19 protein-coding genes and 1 pseudogene are annotated in these 19,733 nt (G+C 31.1%); 3 read left to right on the top strand and 17 right to left on the bottom strand.

The window, feature by feature from the left end:
- Positions 1-261: 261 nt before the first annotated feature.
- The 3 genes and pseudogenes from JTI58_RS19070 to JTI58_RS19060 all read right to left on the bottom strand — a co-directional run.
- A complete protein-coding gene (locus JTI58_RS19070; protein ID WP_205443000.1) occupies positions 262-1,236 on the bottom strand; it encodes an HNH endonuclease in 975 nt (324 codons plus the stop codon).
- Positions 1,229-3,019, bottom strand: a complete 1,791-nt coding sequence (locus tag JTI58_RS19065; RefSeq protein ID WP_205442998.1) for an AAA family ATPase — start codon at positions 3,017-3,019, stop codon at positions 1,229-1,231. Before JTI58_RS19065 ends, JTI58_RS19070 begins: the two co-directional genes overlap by 8 nt.
- 320 nt (positions 3,020-3,339) lie before the next feature.
- Positions 3,340-3,704, bottom strand: a pseudogene (locus JTI58_RS19060) (recombinase family protein); the annotation flags it as partial.
- A 216-nt stretch (positions 3,705-3,920) separates the two neighbouring features.
- Here JTI58_RS19060 and JTI58_RS19055 point away from each other — a divergent pair.
- Entirely contained in the window at positions 3,921-4,850 is a 930-nt protein-coding gene (locus tag JTI58_RS19055) for an AlbA family DNA-binding domain-containing protein (RefSeq protein ID WP_205442997.1), read from the top strand.
- Positions 4,851-5,287: 437 nt separating this feature from the next.
- Here JTI58_RS19055 and JTI58_RS19050 read toward each other — a convergent pair whose 3' ends face one another.
- The 14 genes from JTI58_RS19050 to JTI58_RS18985 form a co-directional block, all read right to left on the bottom strand.
- Entirely contained in the window at positions 5,288-5,713 is a 426-nt protein-coding gene (locus JTI58_RS19050) for a hypothetical protein (protein ID WP_205442995.1), read from the bottom strand.
- Between the two features lie 2 nt (positions 5,714-5,715).
- Positions 5,716-6,426, bottom strand: a complete 711-nt coding sequence (locus tag JTI58_RS19045; protein WP_205442994.1) for a hypothetical protein — start codon at positions 6,424-6,426, stop codon at positions 5,716-5,718.
- 650 nt (positions 6,427-7,076) lie between these two features.
- Positions 7,077-7,742, bottom strand: coding sequence for a hypothetical protein (locus JTI58_RS19040; RefSeq protein WP_205442993.1), 666 nt, complete (start codon positions 7,740-7,742; stop codon positions 7,077-7,079).
- Between the two features lie 3 nt (positions 7,743-7,745).
- Positions 7,746-8,120, bottom strand: coding sequence for a hypothetical protein (locus tag JTI58_RS19035; RefSeq protein WP_205442992.1), 375 nt, complete (start codon positions 8,118-8,120; stop codon positions 7,746-7,748).
- Positions 8,095-9,042 (bottom strand): ParA family protein, encoded by a 948-nt coding sequence (locus tag JTI58_RS19030; RefSeq protein WP_205442991.1) that lies wholly within the window; start codon positions 9,040-9,042, stop codon positions 8,095-8,097. The genes JTI58_RS19035 and JTI58_RS19030 overlap by 26 nt, the downstream gene beginning before the upstream one ends.
- Positions 9,043-9,631: 589 nt before the next feature.
- Positions 9,632-10,285, bottom strand: coding sequence for a DUF1643 domain-containing protein (locus JTI58_RS19025; protein WP_205442990.1), 654 nt, complete (start codon positions 10,283-10,285; stop codon positions 9,632-9,634).
- A gap of 484 nt (positions 10,286-10,769) precedes the next feature.
- A complete protein-coding gene (locus JTI58_RS19020; RefSeq protein WP_243456132.1) occupies positions 10,770-11,762 on the bottom strand; it encodes a DNA topoisomerase in 993 nt (330 codons plus the stop codon).
- Between the two features lie 164 nt (positions 11,763-11,926).
- The gene (locus tag JTI58_RS19015) at positions 11,927-13,027 is read right to left on the bottom strand and encodes an alpha/beta hydrolase (RefSeq protein ID WP_205442989.1); all 1,101 of its coding nucleotides are present in this window, start codon (positions 13,025-13,027) and stop codon (positions 11,927-11,929) included.
- A 684-nt stretch (positions 13,028-13,711) separates the two neighbouring features.
- The gene (locus tag JTI58_RS19010) at positions 13,712-14,020 is read right to left on the bottom strand and encodes a hypothetical protein (RefSeq protein WP_243456130.1); all 309 of its coding nucleotides are present in this window, start codon (positions 14,018-14,020) and stop codon (positions 13,712-13,714) included.
- Positions 14,021-14,133: 113 nt separating this feature from the next.
- Positions 14,134-14,958, bottom strand: coding sequence for a copper amine oxidase N-terminal domain-containing protein (locus JTI58_RS19005; protein ID WP_205442987.1), 825 nt, complete (start codon positions 14,956-14,958; stop codon positions 14,134-14,136).
- A 288-nt stretch (positions 14,959-15,246) separates the two neighbouring features.
- Positions 15,247-16,362, bottom strand: a complete 1,116-nt coding sequence (locus JTI58_RS19000) for a hypothetical protein (RefSeq protein ID WP_205442985.1) — start codon at positions 16,360-16,362, stop codon at positions 15,247-15,249.
- Positions 16,349-16,846: an RNA polymerase sigma factor gene (locus tag JTI58_RS18995; protein ID WP_205442984.1), complete on the bottom strand. Its 498-nt coding sequence runs from the start codon at positions 16,844-16,846 to the stop codon at positions 16,349-16,351. The genes JTI58_RS19000 and JTI58_RS18995 overlap by 14 nt, the downstream gene beginning before the upstream one ends.
- 301 nt (positions 16,847-17,147) lie before the next feature.
- On the bottom strand, positions 17,148-17,645 hold the full coding sequence (locus JTI58_RS18990) for a hypothetical protein (protein WP_205442983.1): 498 nt from the start codon (positions 17,643-17,645) through the stop codon (positions 17,148-17,150).
- A gap of 167 nt (positions 17,646-17,812) precedes the next feature.
- Positions 17,813-18,313, bottom strand: a complete 501-nt coding sequence (locus tag JTI58_RS18985; protein WP_205442982.1) for a GNAT family N-acetyltransferase — start codon at positions 18,311-18,313, stop codon at positions 17,813-17,815.
- A 357-nt stretch (positions 18,314-18,670) separates the two neighbouring features.
- Here JTI58_RS18985 and JTI58_RS18980 point away from each other — a divergent pair, with 357 nt between their 5' ends.
- Positions 18,671-19,117, top strand: coding sequence for a helix-turn-helix domain-containing protein (locus JTI58_RS18980; RefSeq protein ID WP_205442981.1), 447 nt, complete (start codon positions 18,671-18,673; stop codon positions 19,115-19,117).
- A 342-nt stretch (positions 19,118-19,459) separates the two neighbouring features.
- Positions 19,460-19,612, top strand: coding sequence for a YjcZ family sporulation protein (locus JTI58_RS18975; protein WP_081937001.1), 153 nt, complete (start codon positions 19,460-19,462; stop codon positions 19,610-19,612).
- Positions 19,613-19,733: the final 121 nt, after the last annotated feature.

Below are 19,733 nucleotides of genomic sequence, written 5' to 3'. Positions count from 1 at the left end.
AAAGTTCCTAGTAAAAAAGAGAAACGCACCATTTTTTTCATTGCGAGAAAATGGTGCGTTTTTTAGTTTCTTAGAACAAATGAATTTTGTCCCAGGGACGCTTTCCGCGAGCGCTACTTAAGCCAATAGTCTCAAACGTCGTACTGAAGTCGTTCCATCAATATTAAATTGTCCAATTTTCACCAAATAACAAGCTCTATTTGTTTACTAAAAAGCTCTTTCCGTTCCAGTCCCATTTAAATCAATATTTAAATCAATTTATTAAGTTATAGACAAACCTAATTCATCAGAAATATCTTTCATTAATTTTGACAATACTTTATTACTAGAATTTACATTAACATCTCCATTAAACCCCAAAAGCATATTACGAATTTCACTTTCGTTTTCAAATAATGGTAGGCTGGTCAGTTGCTTAATATTTGAATCTGAATACATAACACTTTGATTAATTAATTCATAAATATAATCATGATGAGAATCATACAACTCTGTTAAATGGAAAACTTTCTCGTTATTTAGTATTTTATCTTTATATTGGCTACCCTGTTCTATATTCAATTTTATTTCAAAATTACCTAGCAATAAATTTTTGGGATCATTTTCATCTAAAATCAGTGTAAAATTTGCATGGTTTTCAAAACCTTCTATATACGGATGTAAATGACTATCAATACTGAAATCCTTATCACCTTTAAAAGAGGAGTTACATACGTAGCAACTCGGTATTAAATTATAAATTGAAAGAGCAAAATAAGGATATTTAGACTTATTATAAAAATGATCTAAAGTAGGACGTGTTTTACCATCCTCCCCTAAATGAGTAGTAGTAAATGAACGGTTACAGTAAGGACAGATAGTAACATTTAAAGCCTTAGTCAATTGGTATGCATCCCACATTGTTTTTTTTACTTTTTGAAAATTATCATAGTCAAATATATCATTAATAATGTTTTTCAATTCAATTTGATTGGGATTAGCATTCTTTTTATCTATATGCAAATCTTCATACGCATGCTTATAACTATTTTTGATTTTGCACTTAATTTTTTGTAATACTTCAGGTGTTCCAATAATAATTTCTTCGTAATTATTATTTAAAAAGTATAAAAATTCTTTTCTTCCTATAGTCAAAGGTTTTTTTAAATATTCTTGTAATTTAGGGTGACATTTACCTTTAAAGTAATTGAGATGTTTATCTAAATATTTTTGATCAATAGCATTTAATTTAATCATCTCTATCCCCTCCTAATTGATGAATCATATTTTTTAATTTATCGATTTCTAATTTCAATTGATTGATTTCTAAATTAGGATCTTTAAGTAAGCTATTTACCTTTGATTTTTCCTCATATAAACTATTAAATTTATTTCTAATTAATGGTTCTCCAATAATTTGAATAAAATTATTAATAATTTCTTTATTCCTCATAAACTCTTCTTCCGAAAAATTCATTAATTCATAGTAATAATCTTTAATTTTTTCACTTGCAAATTTACTAATCAATCCATCTTTAATAAAAAAACTATTTGTATAGAGCGTATGTATATTTCCTGCAAAAGTTCGTTCATTATTTTCTAATACAGTTAATCTTCGTATAAAATCATTGTTTTTTTCAAGTAATATAACATTGTTATGGGGCAAATCAGACAAAATAAATGGCGAATGTGAAGTTATAATAATTTGGATGCTTAGATTTAAATTTTGCTGCTCTATGAATTTTATTAATCCATAGAGAATTTCTTTTTGCCATTGTGGATGAAGATTATTTTCAATTTCATCAATTAATAGATAAATTATTTTTGAGTTTTGATACTTAACTTTACTTAAAGATTCAAATATTCTTGAAAATAAGTTTAAAATTATTTCTTCACCAGAGCTCAAACTTCTCCATCGAAATTCAAATATATCATCAGTTATTTTAGTATTTTTATCTATAAATGATTTTAAATAAGGCGATCTTGTAGAAAATTTGAATTCTTGATCAGAAATCACTTCTATATAATTTGAATTAATATAGCTTAACAACAATTCATTAAGTTCTATAATCCAAGTACACATTTCATATTCGGCAGAACTATTATTAATTTCACCTTGATCAAAAGTATGAAAGTATTTTTTTAATGAAGTGTCAATATTTTCTTTTAATAAATCTTCAAGTAGTTTGTTATCGTGAATACTCAATAATTCCGAAGGTAAATCCTTAATATTTCTATTTTTAATAAATTGAATAATTATCTTCGCAAAGTTTAGTATTAAATTAATTTTAAATTTTGTAATATCATTTTCTCTATGAAAATCTTCTATTATCGATTTCCTTTCGATAAAAAAACTAGGAAAATTATCGAAATAATTTCCCATTAATTTAACAGTTAATTCTTCTGGTACTTTAACTTTAGAAAAAATATATCGAGATGTATCCTGAGAATTTATTTCATTTATAAGTTGCAAATTCCACTTTATATTATTAGATTTGTATTTATTTAATCCTTTTTTAATTAAGTAAGCTGTACTCATATTTTGTGTACTATCTACAGTTTCTTCAATAAAACTACCATTCAATACAGTTGATACAAATACTTGCTTAGTTAGTATAGTTTTTTTCATTTTCTCTTCAAATTTCATATTAGTTTGATTATTAATTTGTATTAAAAAAGGATTGTATAAATAATATTTGTTATTTGACTTAAAAATCGCAAAATACTTATTATTGCTTTCAGTCAATTTTTCTGGGAAAGTATCCATAAGAAATTCATCATGTCTTTCAAGAATTTTAATAATAAGAAATAACAAAGTTGTTTTCCCAACTCCATTTTCCCCTACAATACCTGTAATATTAGTAATATTATTTTTGTTTTGCATGTTAGAATTTAAAGAAAAAAATTTTTCTAAATAAAAAGGATTTTTTCTACTTTTTAAAATATTATCTTCGAAATAATAAGTATTTTCATCCCCAAAATTTAGGGACTGCTTCGAGATTGGTCCATAATTTTCAATCCAAATATATAACATTTCCATTTTTAGCACCTCAATTGGAATTATTTTGTTATATTTTATCAAATGTAAAGATAAATATATATAAAGACTTAAACAAGTTGCATTTATTTATTTATTTATTTATTTATTATAAATCCCTATTTATACCATCACTATATTCTATAGCGTTTCTTTTCTTTCTCTCACCCTTTTAGAGTACTCATACTTATTTTAGTACCCCCGCGATCTATTTTTCCCATCAGAAAAAACGACATCGTTTCTAGGAACTTCATAGCTTCATCTATTTGGTACAGAGTGTACCTCTTGGTCTACCGTCTCAGAGTTTTGCTATCAACTTACCTTCGCTCTACAATCATATTACGCTCCATTTCAGCTACCGCAGGTAATGTTGTTAGGAAGAAACGCCCCATACTCGAACATTCTAATAAGCCTCATTCAACACGTGTACCTTTATATCCTTCTCGAACAGTTGTTCAATCAACTATATATCTTCTTTAGTATTACGCACCAGTAGATCTAATTTAGTTACTACAAGCTTATCCCTGCCTCTAATACTTCTAGTAGCTCATGTAGCTTTGGTCTATCTGTAGCTGTGCCTGAGAACTTTTCTTGATAAATGATTTCGACATTCTCATTATGTAAAGCTTGAATCTGCGCTTTAAGGTCTTGCCCTTGTTGACACACGAACGTATCCATAAACTGTAATTTCTAACCCTCTTTCAGCAATCACTTTTGATACTTAGTTTTGACACGATTAACACATCGATTTTGCAACATCAGATTTCCAGTGTCAATACTCAAGACATTTGGCTTAACTACCGTAATGAAACAATATCACTACTATTTCAATAGCTAAGTACTATTTTGTAAAATGATAGTGATATAATTATTTTGTAGAAAAATATTGAAGCGGTGTTGTAATTTGTTTAATAGCAGTCAAGGTATAAATATCGAGAAAATTAAAAATATTAGTGCGCAAATAAAATCTGGCGCACAATATGAGAACCCAATAATAGAGTTAAAACGTCAATTCTGGGATTTGTCAAATGACGAGGGTAAAAATGAATTTGCAAAAGACTTAACTCTTATGGCCAATTCACAATACGGTGCTGGAAACATTATAGTGGGTATTGATGGTAACACAAGGGATTTACACCATACCGCACTTCCACTTGATGCTGCCGATTTAGCTAATATAATCAACCGCAAGGTACTTGAACCTTTTACAATTGAGTTTAATGAAATTCAGGTGGATGAAAAAATTATAATAGTAGTTCATATCCCCCGTTCTTATAATAAGCCGCATATGCTCCTTACATATAAAAACAGAGAAATGTTCATTCCTATACGGAAAGGAACTAGAACGCAAGCAGCAGATAAATATGATCTTGACTCAATGTACACAGAACGTGAAAAGATTGTAATTCCCCCTTACCGCTTAGAAACACTTATTGGTACAGACGAACTTGTGGTAAGTACTTACCTCTCAAATAACAATATTGCTTGGGGATGTTTAATAAATGTCCTTAATACAGGTTCAAGAATAAATATGGTTACAGGTGGTAGCCTTACAATATATATTGAGGATAGGGAGATTGAAATATTAGATCTTAATTCATACCTTGTTCCAAATATTGAAGGAAAATGGCAAGACATGCGCATTAATAACTTTTTGAAAGTTCCCCAAAACGATGCAACATTTGTAAATTTAGGATTTCATTTTAAAAATAGGTCACATCATAAGACCATTCAAAAAGATATTAATTTGTATTCAGTTCGAATTACCTTAAAAGATGTTACTGGAAATATAAGTTCTACAAATGTTATCAAACTTAAAGAACTGGGGTCCTAGGAGAATACCCCTCTTTTTCTTTTTTTGATTAAGTGCTAATCTTTGATACACATGATTTAAGAGTTTTATCTTTTAAGTGGGATAATTGTGTAAATAATTACGATGTGATATATTTGTGTTTGCATAATTAGTGTCTTAACTTAAAAAGTTTGGATCCTTGAACAATAAACAATTTGATTATTTTAAAGCTTTTCTCTCATAATTAAAAGCTGCATTCATTTTAAAATGTAGCTTTTATACATAATAAATCTATTATCTTATTCTCTATTAAAATCTCTGGATAATTCTGGGAATTCTTTTTTCTATGTCTAAAGATAACGCTGAGTGTTGATTTCTTTTATTTATTTCTATCAGATTGTCTTTTAAGCCTAACTTTTTTCTCATAATTGAATTTGTACTTTCAATCCATATTTTTTCATAATAAGCAACTTCATCAGTTAATTTTTTATTATCTTTCTCCAGATTTTCAATTTTTTCAATAAAGAAGCTTGTATCTTATCTTTTTTATTGAGTATTTCCTTTAGTTTCATATTTTCTTCATGATTTTTTATTATTACTTCGTTCAAATGGTAAAGAGAATATCGTAAACTTTCTGGGATATTATCAAACTTATCGATAATAATATCTACACTTGGAATCGGTATATCATCAACTATATTTGTTTTATTGTTTGTATCAATTTTATTTAATTCAGTAATTACTTCTCCCATTCTTCTTTTCCAAGTTTTCCTACTAATCTGAGTCTCTTTTTCCAATGCTAAGAATGAAATAATGCCCTTATTTTTTTTTCTAAACTCAATTAATATTTTCTTTAATTGAGTATCACTATAATTTTCCGGCTTTCCTGGTTTTCCTGTGGTCATTTTTATAAATCCACCTCTTTATTTTTTGGTAATAGTGAATCTACCATTGCCTTTTGATTAATTATTCGATTAATTATATTTGCATTTGAGAATGCCATCTCTTGATCTAAGATTGAATATGTTTCAGTAATTAAATTAAATTTCATATTTTTAAACATTGATAACAAACTCCGTATCTCCGTCATTAATTGCTGTTCTAATAAATCTGACTGATTTTTCAACCACTTAATTCCATCTTGATAATTTTCGGGTTTAAAAAAATAATATTCGCAAAATCTGCATTCCCCTGGACATTCTTCAGGAAAGTTATTATTTCTACAATAACCATGTTCAACCTCATGTAAATTTACAAAATCACTTATTTCTAAGATTTTAGATTCATCTATTTTATCTTGAAAACTAAATATCCCGTGATTCAAATTTCGATCTAATCGAGTAATACGATTTTTAGAAGTTAAGATATAAACAAAGGATTCAACAAAATGTTCCATATGTCCCCAATAGTTTCTTTGAGTCCCAATCCGAACATGGCCCGCCATTTTAGCAATTGATAACGGATTAATACCCTGAAACATTAAGTTACTCATAGAAAAATGTGTGGTATCTCCAGGGGTAATATAATTTCGATACACTTTATCGTTCTCTTTAATTTTTATAAAATCAGATTCATTCCATCCAAGAACTTCTGAGAAAGTATTGATTCCCGAATTCATAGATGACCCCGACGTAATAAATGTAAAAAAAGAGTTGATACAGTTAATTTTAAATATACTAGAGGATAAAAACGAAGGTAATCTTAGAATGTTGTTGAATGTTTCGAATGAGATTTTTAAAACTTATAAGTAAATTATTAGTACTAACATAAATAGAGTATTTTCCAAAATTATAAAATGCTCTATTTTGACTATAAAATTCATTAGGCAACAACGAGAAAAAAATAATCCTTATTTATGCATTATATATTTGCAATCTCTCAAATATTTCTAGATCAAAAAAGATTATTACACAGTTAAGTATGATATTTTATTCTCCAATATCACAGAAAAATTCTGGCTACAATTTTCAATATTCTCATGTTTCAACTAATATTGAAACGGTACTAACTATAACAAAACAATATTATCTTATAGATGATGAATTAAAAATTTTACTCTTAAAGAATAGAACAGGGCTGCCAAAAGTCAGATAAAATCCAACTTTTTTGCAGCCCCATTTAAATCTGACAAACCGATGGTTATTCGATTGAGAGATTCTATCAAATTACGCTCTTCTACTGAAAGTATCTTAAGATGAAGAATAGATATTTCCCCTAATTAAGAATATTTAATTAAATTCTTGATTCTATAAATAAATTCAGCCGATCTTATAACAGCGATCTTATATTATGCAAACTTTGAGGAGTTAGATTACTACTTAAATTTAATTTCATAGCCAATTCTAACTCGTCACTTTGAAGAACTTTCAAAACAAATTCTTCGATATAAATTTCTATAATGTTTTGTAAAATTGAAATAAGCCCTACATTTATTGACTCATCATATTGTACTAGTTCTCGAAAATTATAATTATCAGTATTTAATGTATCTGTATGATGAATTAATGTGGAATAATTCGCATATAGCAAATCTAAATCATTTTTCCTTCCCACATTACCATCTATCTTTTTTGCCATTTCTTCTCTTGATTGCTTTCTAATGTTTCTTTCTGTCTTTAATGGACAATATAAACTGTAAATAATTCTATATAGCTTTTCAACAAGTAGCCTTAATAAAGCATCTATCATATAAATATCATTTAAAGGTAACAATATTAATAGTCTGCTTGCATACACTTTGAACTCATTTATTAAGTTATAATAATTATTCAATTGAAAACGTTCCGCTTGAAAATTTTCATTAAGGACGTACAAATCATTTACCATAAAATATAATGTTCTTAAATTTTCGCTTTCACTTGATACTTGATAAAACTTTGGATGGTACTCAGACAAATATTCTAAATAATTTTGATATATCCACTCTCTACCCATAAGTTATACCTTATTTCTTGAATATTTATTTAATAACTTCACAGCATTAATTAACTCTATATCATTTTGCAGCGATAATTTAAAAACTTGGTCTAAAAAATCATTTAAAATCAAGATATTATACGATAAACTCTCTTCATCCGAACGCTCTATTTCCCTAATTAGCCTAGCCAATAAAGCCGTTCTATTATCATATAAATAATCTTTGATAGGTTTCTCTACTTTAAAGTTTTCTACTAACACTTTCAAATCAATATTTTTATCAAAAATTTCTGCGGATAAAATAGTAGGAACTAGTAAAGCATAAAAGTCCATTTTAGTTAGATCAATACTATCTTTTAAAACTAAATTCTTACTCTTTTTCCACAATAACTTCATTTACATCCACCTCTGTCTCGCTTATTAACTCTTTACAAATATTAGTTAAAATTTCATTTAACTTACTATCATTTCTATCTATTATTGTTTTTTCAAATGGAGAAGTAGATAGTTTATTTGATTCTTCAAATGAACTATCTAAAGTTTTTATTCCGTTTTGAGTTATCGTTTCTGAAATCAATAATGCGTCCATATGTACTTGCTGCCTTGGTTTATATTTCAAATCTACTCTAGACCAAATAACCCCAATATTTTTCGGTCTAGCATGTTCGAAAATCCCAAAGCGTTGCCCATGCACTATATCTTTAACAACTCGTTCTAACAAATCAACACCTAAACTTGAATAGGCATCTGGTACAGCCGGTACTAGATAATAATCACTTGCATAAAAAGACATTTCCGTATATACAGAATATGTAGGTGGACAATCTAATAAAATAAAATCATATTTCTCTTTTAATTTTTTTTCAATTATGTAATTTCTCAAGACAAATGGAGTTTGAGAATTTTGTTGTCTTTGCAAAAAGACTGTTTCTAGTTCTCCCGGTATCAAATGAAGATTATCTGAAAGCTCTAATATTATATGTTTCTCTTGAAGACCGGACATATCACCTTTAAATAAATTATCAATTGAGCATTTATATTCAACAATTGGCTTGCCCTTACTATCCTTTTTGATTTCACCATTTTCATCATATTTGTATACAACAGATTCTTTCCCTAAATTTTCTAATAGGGATTGTGTTAAGTTTGACTGTGGATCAATATCAATTAATAATACCTTTAATTCGTCCGAGGTACCATCATCATTTAATCTACAGAATTTTTCTGATAAAAACAATCCAATCTCTCTACATAAAGTTGTTTTACCTACGCCTCCTTTCATATTAATTAACGAAATAACAGTTCCACGCATACTCATCAAGTCCTCCTAATAATAATAAAATAAAATATTTAACAATTATATTTTACCATTTATTATATATTTCACCTTATAATTTTTATAAGTATTTAAAATAGAAATCGTTGTTAAACAGCTACTTCACATTTATCATCCAGATAAACGACATTCTAATAGGTATAACCAGGGGCGTTTGAAATTTACTCACTTTACATCAACAATTTGAAGTTAAAAATTTTATTTACCTTTATACCCTATTTTGATTATGTCCATACGTAGAATACTTTCAGACCATACACTCAATTAAGTGTATATTCCCCAGCCTTTGGAAGCGCATTTTTTTCGTCGTCTATTTTCCAATTCAATCCATAAACTTTTCAACGATTGGTTTCGAATGCTTTTAACGTCGTTTTCGACGTTTCCCTAGAAACATGTTCTTACGGGCTTACGATTAAATTAACGATATTAACCTTGATATGAGAACAAATTCAAAGAGCATGTTTTGAAAAAAGATTGATCAAAACATGCCCTTATTTAAGGTAGCAGATTCAATTCTATATAAAAAGTCAAAAGAATAAATTCTATCTATATTATTCTTAAGAAGCTATTATTACTTTATTCTAAAATGGGATTGTAACATTACTTTCACTAAACCAGATATTTCACATCTCGATGGGTGTGGTGGATTTAAATAGTCCTTTGTTAAAACTTCAATGTCTCCTGTAGGATGCTTAGCTTTCAATACATATATTTCATCTGATTTGTCTAGCATTTGTAATACTTTAGCTACTTGCGTATAGTATAATGGAAGTGTAAATTGTTTAGGCATTCCCCAAGCAAGTATAATATATTCTGATTCTCGTATTTTACTTTCTATCATACTCATATTATTATCTAATATTTCGGTCATGAAATTTTCAGACTTCAATTCTATAATCCTTTCGAAATCGCTTAATAAATCACTACTTTTTGAATTATAGATAGGTAATATGTTTAGTATATTAAGATATATTATGTCTTCACCCATTTGACCTTGTGGTAATTGATGAAACATTTCAATAATTTTGTTTACTGTCGTGTCAGATTGATCAGAATCAGCTTTAGAAGGATTCATCATAATAATTGAAGCTATTTTTTCCCCTTTCTTATTTAATTCAACTCTTAATAATTCTCTTTTATGGATACAATAATCGTCTCCTGTTAAAATTTCTTCTTTTTCGCATACAGGTTTGCCTACTAGATACTCTTTATTATATGATACCATGTTTCCTCCTCAAAAATTTCATAACTATAGTTTTTCTATAAGTGGATATGCCATCATTTGAATCATAATTTTTCTAATTTCCCTTGCATTGTTTAAAGAAGAAATACTACTTTTAAGCTTCTTTTTTATATCCCAGTTCTCAATTATTTGCTGATCAGTAATATTAAACTTTTGTAATTCTTCATCATACACTCTGTTTATAATGGCTTCTTTAGCTTCAAAAGATAGTTCATCAAAATTAATAAAATGATCAAAACGCGAAAAAATAGGAGCTCCTAATTTTTCTTTAATCTCTGTTTGACTCAGGTAATTTGAAGTGCAATTACAATAATTTCACTTATATTACTTCCTATTGTTTTAGACTATTTAAGTTATCTTCTAACAATTATAGTCTATTATGTCCACATTTGTAATTATGTCCATTCACTTATATAGGTAAACTTTAGAAAACCAATGATTCTTAGAAATTTATTAATTATGTCCATCAATATTTTATAGATAATGTACGTGGGTAAGAAACAAGCTTTTTCTCATAAAGTGATTGCGTAAGTTTCAACACATGTGATGGACTGTATTTCCAACGTTTATTGGCAGCCGCTTGTAATGTTGATAGCGCATGTAGTTTAGGTGGCGCAATCCGCTTCGTTTTGTTCGTGACACTTGTAATGAGACCTGTATCCTGCGGTTCAATCCCATGCTGTTGCAATAATTGCACTGCCTCTGCACGCACTTTGGTCTTTAGCTTCGCCTTCCCTTTATATACACCATTTTGAGCTTTAAAAACCCCTTCGATTTCATAAAATTTTTCCGGCTTGAACTGTTCAATTTCCTGTTGTCTTTTATAAATTAAATAGACAGTTGGCGATTGCACTCGTCCGATGGAGATACTGCCCTTGAAGCCTTTTTTCTGTAACAGTAGCGTATAAAGACGACTACAGTTCATACCTACTAACCAATCGCTAATTTGACGCGTTTTGGCTTCTTGGTACATAAGCAAGTCCCGCTCATTACTTTGCATATGATTAAACCCTTTTCGGATTTCCTCCACTTCTAATGAATTGATCCATAATCGTTTAACTGGCTTATTTACTTTCGTCATTTTCAAAAGGGAGTAGAAGATATTTGAACCCTCACGTTCACTATCGCAGCAGTTATAAATCATTGTTACTTGCGGATTACTAAAGATTTTTTTGACTGCATTAAATTGTGTATACATTTTAGAGACCACTTTATCTTCAAATTTTTGCGGCATGATTGGTAATGAAGCAAGCGACCATTTCTCCCACTCCTTCTGATATTCTTTTGGTTCCTTTAATTCAACAAGATGACCAACCGCCCAGGTAATAACTGCCCCATGAGGAAAAGTAGCACATGGTTCCAGTTCAATAAAGGTTTTCTCTTTTTGTTTCACATTAAATGCGTCTGCATATGCTCTTGCTTGAGATGGTTTCTCTGCTAAAATAGCAATTTTCCCCATTAATCATCACATCTTCTTTACAATATTTTAATAGCTTTTTCTATAAAAACATAAAACTCAACTAATCAGATTAGTTGAGTTGATAGTGAAATACCTTACTACTATTTTACTTTAAACAATATAAAATAGCACTTACTAAAATCTTTGACCACTTTCAAAGCATATTATAAAGAATCGAAAATTTTCTTTACCCATTCAAGATACGCTCGCATATAGTATTCTTGCTTAAAGCCATGATTCTGACCTTCTGCTACAATCACAGTCACATCCGCACCTGCGTTTCGTGCGGATTGAATATATTCCTGTGGACCTTTTACCTCAATTGCTAAATCCTTTGTCCCATAAGCAATAAATTGTGGAATATGAGCTGTTCGGAAATGCGTAGATAAATCTGTCTGCTTCAAGAGCTCTTCACGCTTTTCTGGATTTCTGACATCCTCATCATTAAAAGAGGCAAAGAGCATGGGTACATTATAGCGATACGTCAATGCAGGGTAAATCATCGCGGCGGCTGCTACTTGATCATCAACTGCATCGATGACATCAGGCTGATAACGAGCAGGAAACAGATTTTCTCCCTGAATGAGGTTAATAAAGCTACCTGTTTGATAGCCTCCCGCACTAAAACCTATCAACCCAATTCGATCTGGATGGATACCATAATCATTGGCATGATAACGGAGATAACGGACTGCTCGCTGAACATCTAGTTGTGGAATAGGCCACTCATACGGATTGGAACGATAGTGGAGAACGAATGCGTTAATACCTGCCTTATTTAATGATACAGCGACTTCCTTTCCTTCCGCTGTTCCACCATCCATTTCCTTAAAGCCATACCCACCACCTGGAATAATAATGACAGCACTGTCACCATTCGCTACTGTATAAGGAATCAGATAGGGCTCATCTTCATAGGTTGATTTTTCATAGCCCCCTTCAATTTCATGGATATAGGTAAAGGTATCAATGGCCGCTTCATTGTCTTTATAGTCTTCTCCCACAATGCTAGTGGAAAATTTGAATGTCGCTAGCAATCTATTAGGATTCCCCTTAATAGTCATATCATCTAGCTTACTTCCCGAATGATTCCCTGCCACTTCTTCTCCCCAAATCTCCACCTTGCGTTCAATATCCGCAACTGGCTTGCCTGGTTTATTCCCTAACGGATTAATCGCAAGAATAGCGTATCCAATCCCTATAAACAAAGTCAGTATAGCTAGAAAAATCCCCACTATCCTGGCTATTTTCTTCGCTATTCTCATCATCATAACCTCCATTAAATTGACTTATGTATCGTTGACTATCGACTCCTACTTAATCTAATTCTACATAAAAAGACCAGAACCTCACTTATTTATGATATGAGTTCCTGAAATATTTACTTGTGAATTTTGGTATGTCAGTATCAATTACAAGGGTTATAATGTGCAATTGAAATTCTTATTCAACTAAGGCTGAAATAGCTAAGCAAGGAGATAATTCAACCCTCAGCATCTAATGTCGGGTTCAACTCGACACTTACTTTCACGGCAGATATTAATCGGTTTACTCTTTAGTATAACGGGTATAGAATTATTGAAATTAAAGCAATGTTGTATTCTTCAATTTTCTAATGCATTTACTAAAATAAAGACCACAAATATTAAAAAGGACTGCATACATACCTTGTAATGACGTAAACTATATTATAAAAAGCACTCACACTAATTTTTCGGAATATGAGGTAGGTATTGTAAAAAAGAAGGAGAGATACGATGTTTGATCAAGCTGCCTATTTTATTTTTAGAGCCCTGTTAATTTTAACGGTTTTGGTTGTTGTGGTTGGAATCCCTCTTGGTGAAACACTGATTAGAAAAAAATAGGCTGCATCTAAACGGATGCAGTTTTTTGATTTTACTCATACTTCATTTCGATAATAATTGGGATTGGTGAACCATATAGAAGTATCAGAATGGATTTTCACCTTTTATAAAAGGGATAAAAACTACATAGCTTGAACCAATAAAAATGAGCCAAAAAAGTACTGATGTACGTCGCTGTTTAAAGAGAATATTTTCCCGAAAAATAAACAAACCAACAATCAACGAGTATAAGACGAATAAAATATAAGAGAGTCCAAACCAGTTTACCCATACGTTTCCTGTAAATTGAATTCCAAAATTCTCGTATATAGGTCTTAAAATAGAAGTTGTGAAAAGTAAACCAATCGATAAGATTACAATGATTTCAAGTAAACTAAGTACAGCTTTCTTCAATTCTTCCAAACCTCATTTCTACTACCTTTTAATGATGGATGTAAAAAACGAGGCTAGATTCTACTCCTTATTGAAGTACAACACCTCGTTATCACAAAACAATATTATTTACCTTATGGAACTGTATTACTTATAACTGTCACAAAGCCGTTCAACGAGGCGTTATCAATTAATTGAAGTATGCCTAGTCTTGAGGAATCACTATAGACATACCAATAATTTTCAGTAGTATCATGCACCAAAACTCCGCCCAAGTCCCCCGTTGAAGAATAAATATCAAATCGTTTGATACTGTTCCCCTCTTCATCTAAAAAATCATATTGCGCATTTTTATCATAGTTCCCTACTGGAATGGGATGAGAATCCCATGGATTATAAGCAGGTGCTTCAACTTTATTTCTATTATTTTTTATAAAAGTATTATAAATAGCTTCGTTATAACCATTCCCATTGATTTGCTGTACGACTCCGCCTAATGTCATATGATATTCGTATTGCAATGCTTTTACTTTTATACCATCAATAAAGAATGGCTTTGTCTCAATCGTTACTGTACCGTTTTTGTAAGTGACTTGGCTGCCAAATGTTTCGGCAAGAAAACGCATCGGAACAAAAGTACGATTATTTTTCATGTACGGCTTTACATCAAGCAGTTCCGTTTTACCGTTTTTTACCATTTTATTACTATTAAGTTTCAGTATTACCTGCAGATCGTTTTTAGTAAGCGTGATTTGAGAATTCGTCCATGTGACATTTGCCCCCAAATTTTCACTAATTACACGTAAAGGAACCATTGTCCGATTACTTTTAACTTCTGGCTTCACATCGGATGCAATCGTAACACCGTCAACTTTTATGTGAAAATCGGCTGCATATGTAGGTGACGAAGTCATGATGAGAAGCAATGCAAGAAAAATGCCTGAGAATACTTTTTTCATCTTTGAACACCCCTTTTCTTATATATTCTTCCAAAAAATCTATCCCCTACCTCACTAAATATTTTACCATAAAAATCCACATATATTTCTGCTCTTTATTCAATCTACATGACCCAATAAAAGAAGACGCGTTTCGAAATAAACGCGTCCGATTGTTATAAAAAGGGTTCTCCTATATTGGAGAATGGGGTTGGATTGGGAAGGTTTATGCTTCATAGGTCGACCAAACAGTATCAGCAGAACATCAACGCAAGCATTTTAGCGTGAATTGATGTCCTTGCATTAAAGCTAATAAATTCCTCTACTAAAGGCTGGCTGCCAAATTCCTTGGGCATTTTTCTCCATACCTAGCTCTTTTTGTCCTTCGAGTGAAATAAATTTTACAACCCCTGTTGTAGCTGTTTGTTGCTCAAACTCTGCATTTTCTAACCCAGCAAAGAGGTTTGCAATAATAAGGCGATTTATTTCCTTTGTAAACAACTCCTGACGTACGATTTTCGTTTTCTCATAATAACTTCGAACACTTTCTGTTTCATCGTTCCTATTTGTTGTAAACAATGCTTCATATGTTTCATAATCTTTTTCAATATCACTCAATAAAAACATTTTAGTAATCGCTTGTGGTGTCATATTTTTTAACTTTTCAATATTATAATCCGTTTTAAAGGCATTAAAAACTTGCTGCTCCTGTTCAGTCAATTCAAATGTTAGCTCAAAATTTTGGAATCCTACGACCTTACCTACTAATTGCCCCTCACTAATTTTCATAATCGTGTGGCCTTCGTCAGTGTCATAAACAACCATTTCTTTTTCTTTCGCAGAAATCGATTTGTCATTGAATGGCGCTGGCCTTGTTCCAAAGTTATGAAAAAAGTAAGGATTCTTCAATGGGTCATTGATATCCTCTTTTTTTATTTGCTCATTTAATCCATGAACCTTTAATGGGGTTTCCTCTACTAAAATTTGCCCTTGCTTCATTGTTACATGATCATTACCTAATCCTAATACAGTTGAAACGACAAGCCCATCCGTTCCATAAAAAGCAATATAATCTCCATACGTAATGGGGGCTTCCTTATCGATAATCATTGGCAAAAAATGCAGCATCCATTGTTCCCCAAGTAGATGGGCATATTTCGGCTCAATTATATCTAAAGAGGAAACATCATCGACAATCGGTAGTAGCACATTTTGCTGACTTGCAGTTTGTAGGTTATTATTTTGAGAAAATTCAACGAATAGCATGAACCCAATAATGAAACAAGCTGCAATAGATACCGAGACGACCTGCCAGTTCAACTTTCTTTTTATTGGTTTCGGTTGCAATATGCGTTGCTTTATATCATTTGTAAATGGAGCATCTTGTCGCAATTCTTCTTTTAGCTTGGCTTTAAAATCCTTCATAAAATAGTGCCTCCAGTTCCTGATTTGTTTTCAACAATTCTCTCGCTCGACGAATCCTTGTACGAACGGTGTTTTGTGAGACATTTAATAAACTAGCAATTTCAGAAACATCAAATTCTTCATAATAAAACAGGACAATGACTTCCCTATAATGAAGTGGTAATGCGAAGACAATTTGCTTTAAAGCTGTATAATCTTCAGTTGCTATATACGTTTGCTCCACTGATGGTTCAGTTTTGCCTAGTGGTAAAAGTTTTGAAATAAATGATTTTCTCTTTTGTTTTCGTAGTTCATCGTGACAGCAATTAATAGCGATACGCGTTAAATACGTTTTCAATGAAGCATCTTTTCTGAAATCGTCTTTATGTAATAAATACTTCATTAGGACGTCCTGTGTAACTTCCTCTGCAAGCTGAAAATCCTTCATATATAAGTAGTTAAGATGATATAAATATTCACCGTATTGTTCTACGATTTGTTCCAAAAATAACTCACCTCGTTTCCATCCTACTACTTAGACGCTCGTTTTCTAAAAAATTGTTCAACGTTTTCAAATAAAAATTTGTGAATACACAAAAAAAGCACGAAGGTTGTGTAATCAACGTTCGTACCTTTTGGCGAGGTCAATTATTTATACAAGTAGCACAAACAGTTGATGCAACAGCATTTATACTTACATATTGTATATCTACCCATAAATAATGCCCCTTTTCATGAAGAAAGACGCTTTCCTATTTCAGAAAAGCGTCCGATTGTGGAAGATCGTTATTCAACTATAACCTTAGTTAGTTCAAGAAGGACTGTTCTTTTTTAGATTTGTTCAATAGATCTATTCTTTCTTTCATACTTTCGTTCTTACTAATATCCCACCATTCAACGACCACATAAATCTCATTTATATCTTCAAGTGTAACAAAGTCACCGTTTTTATTGATATATGGGCCTTCAATAGCACCAGTTGTATATTCTGCTATGTTCATCTCACCAGTAGCTGAATTAGTATGAACCACTGAATCATCATTATCTATAACCACATGCGCTTCAAAGTGGAAGAAATCGGTCATATACTCATTGACGTTTTTCATCTTTAAATTCCCAAATCCTGCTTTAACGTCTTCTGGTGTTATAACCATTTCATAACCTGTTAGATTCCAGCTTTCACTTTCACCCATCAATAATAAATAATAATGATTACCACCTTTTTGAGCATTACAGCCAGATAGTACAAAGAAAGACAACATCAAATAAATCCAAGGCACTAAACCTTTTATATATTTCTTCATTAAATCCCCCTTTGAAACATTCCTTCTATAAAATTTTAGCATAAATATCCAATTCTCCAAAAAGAATGCTATTCAACAATCTGGCTCTTTAAAAGAAAAAGACACGTTTCTAAATAAACGCGTCCTTTTCTGGAATAATAGCTAACGAGTTACTAAATATTCATAAGCTATTTGTATGCAACTTGAACGATTTGTTGTTCACCATTCTTCTCAAAAAACTTATAATTTTCCATCCCGATTTTTTCCGCAACTTTTTGTGATAGAATATTTTTTAAGGTCGTATATGAAAATATTTCAGAATAGCCCAAAATATTAAACGCATATTCCTTACAGGCAGATGCCGCTTCTGTGGCATACCCCTTATTCCAATACGCTTTAATAATGTGAAACCCGATTTCAGGTAACCTTACACCGTCGATGTTCTGCATTGTTATGCCACAATCACCGATAAATGTATCCCCTTCTTTTAAAACAACCGCCCATAGTCCGTGATTATATTGCTTATAATTTTTCTCATTCCATTTGTTCCAATTTTTAACCTCTTCTTGGTTAAAAGGATGCGGGTAATATTGCATAGACTCTGGGTCGGAAAGCACTTTCGATAATTCGTTCTGATCGTCCATTTTTAACTCTCTAAGGTATAATCGTTCCGTCTCAATTATCTTCAAAATAACCACCCTTTGCTTTTAATTTATTTTGCCACAAAATGGCCCTTTAAAATGAAGAAATGAGCCAAATTGTGGAAGATCGTTATACGGCTAAAGCTAGATTTCCTTTCAATTATTACAGGGATCCTGCTTATAGCAATATAACAAAAGAATTTTTATTATTTAATAAACCCCCATAAAAGACACTGACCGAAAGCCCCTTAAATTCCTATTTTTTATAATTAACAGGTAAATGGAGGATTATAAACAATAATAAACGCTATTTCCAAGGGGAAACTAATAGTTTACACCCTTGCAACGATGTGGTTCTTTCGTTTTTTAGTGCAATTAAATATACTGTGGATAGGAGTTGATCATATGTATTTTTCTTCAAAAATAAAAGAAGAACGTCAAAAGCATAATATGTCACAACAACAGCTTGGAGAAAAACTTACTATTAGTAGACAAGCTATTTCAAAATGGGAACGTGGAGAAAGTTACCCTAGTCTTGACATGTTAATTAAGTTAAGTGACCTATTTGATATTACGCTTGATGCATTAGTAAAGGAGGATCATTCTTTGAAAGAGCAACTCATAAAAGATAGCCAAAAATTAGTCTATCCACGCTGGAAATTGTTTTTTGATATTCTTCTAATCATTGGATTCTTAATCATACTAGCTAAGATATTCATTGTAATAGGTAATAAGTTATTTGATTTAAACATTGTGTTCTTACAGGATTCTCTGTTATTTCAGATTGGCCCGTTTTTTATGACGATCATTGGAGCAATTGGCAGCGAATCTCTAGCTAAAAAATACAAATAACCATTACGGAACTATAGTCATACACGAATCGTAATGGGAGTCCCTTCAAACTATCTGAAGGGACTTTTTTCAGTATTTATCTTCTTCAAATTTGCTCCGGCAGCTTCTGAAATACTTTACCTATTTTCATGATTAGTTATCACATTTATTAATAGTAAGGTAAAGCTAACCTGATCACACATACCCTCATTATATATCTAATGATCGCTCCTATCCCAAATGGCTTTTTTATTGTCTCGTCTAACAAAAATATACTTTATTTAGCCCTATAATTGATAGGTTAACACCTCAATCCTTGTCTACAGCTAACATACTATGTATTGTAGAAAGGAGGGATATATTATGGGATACTGTGGAAATGTAGGTGGCATAGAAAATGGTGGCTATTATGGCGGCGGATCTAATAATGGCTCAACATTTGCCCTAATTGTTGTTCTATTTATTCTTTTGATTATTGTCGGCGCAACTTTCTTAAAAAGAGAAGAAGACTGTTAATAAAACCCACGAGCTGTAGCGTGTGTACCGCTGCAGCTCTTATTTCTAGAACATCTATCTGAATTGAACGCTTCTATCACAAAACTTTTGATACATAAAATAACACTTAGAACATCCTATT

It is taken from the genome of Lysinibacillus fusiformis (assembly GCF_016925635.1).
GTDB lineage: Bacteria > Bacillota > Bacilli > Bacillales_A > Planococcaceae > Lysinibacillus > Lysinibacillus fusiformis_F.
This window is presented reverse-complemented; position numbering and strand designations above follow the sequence as displayed.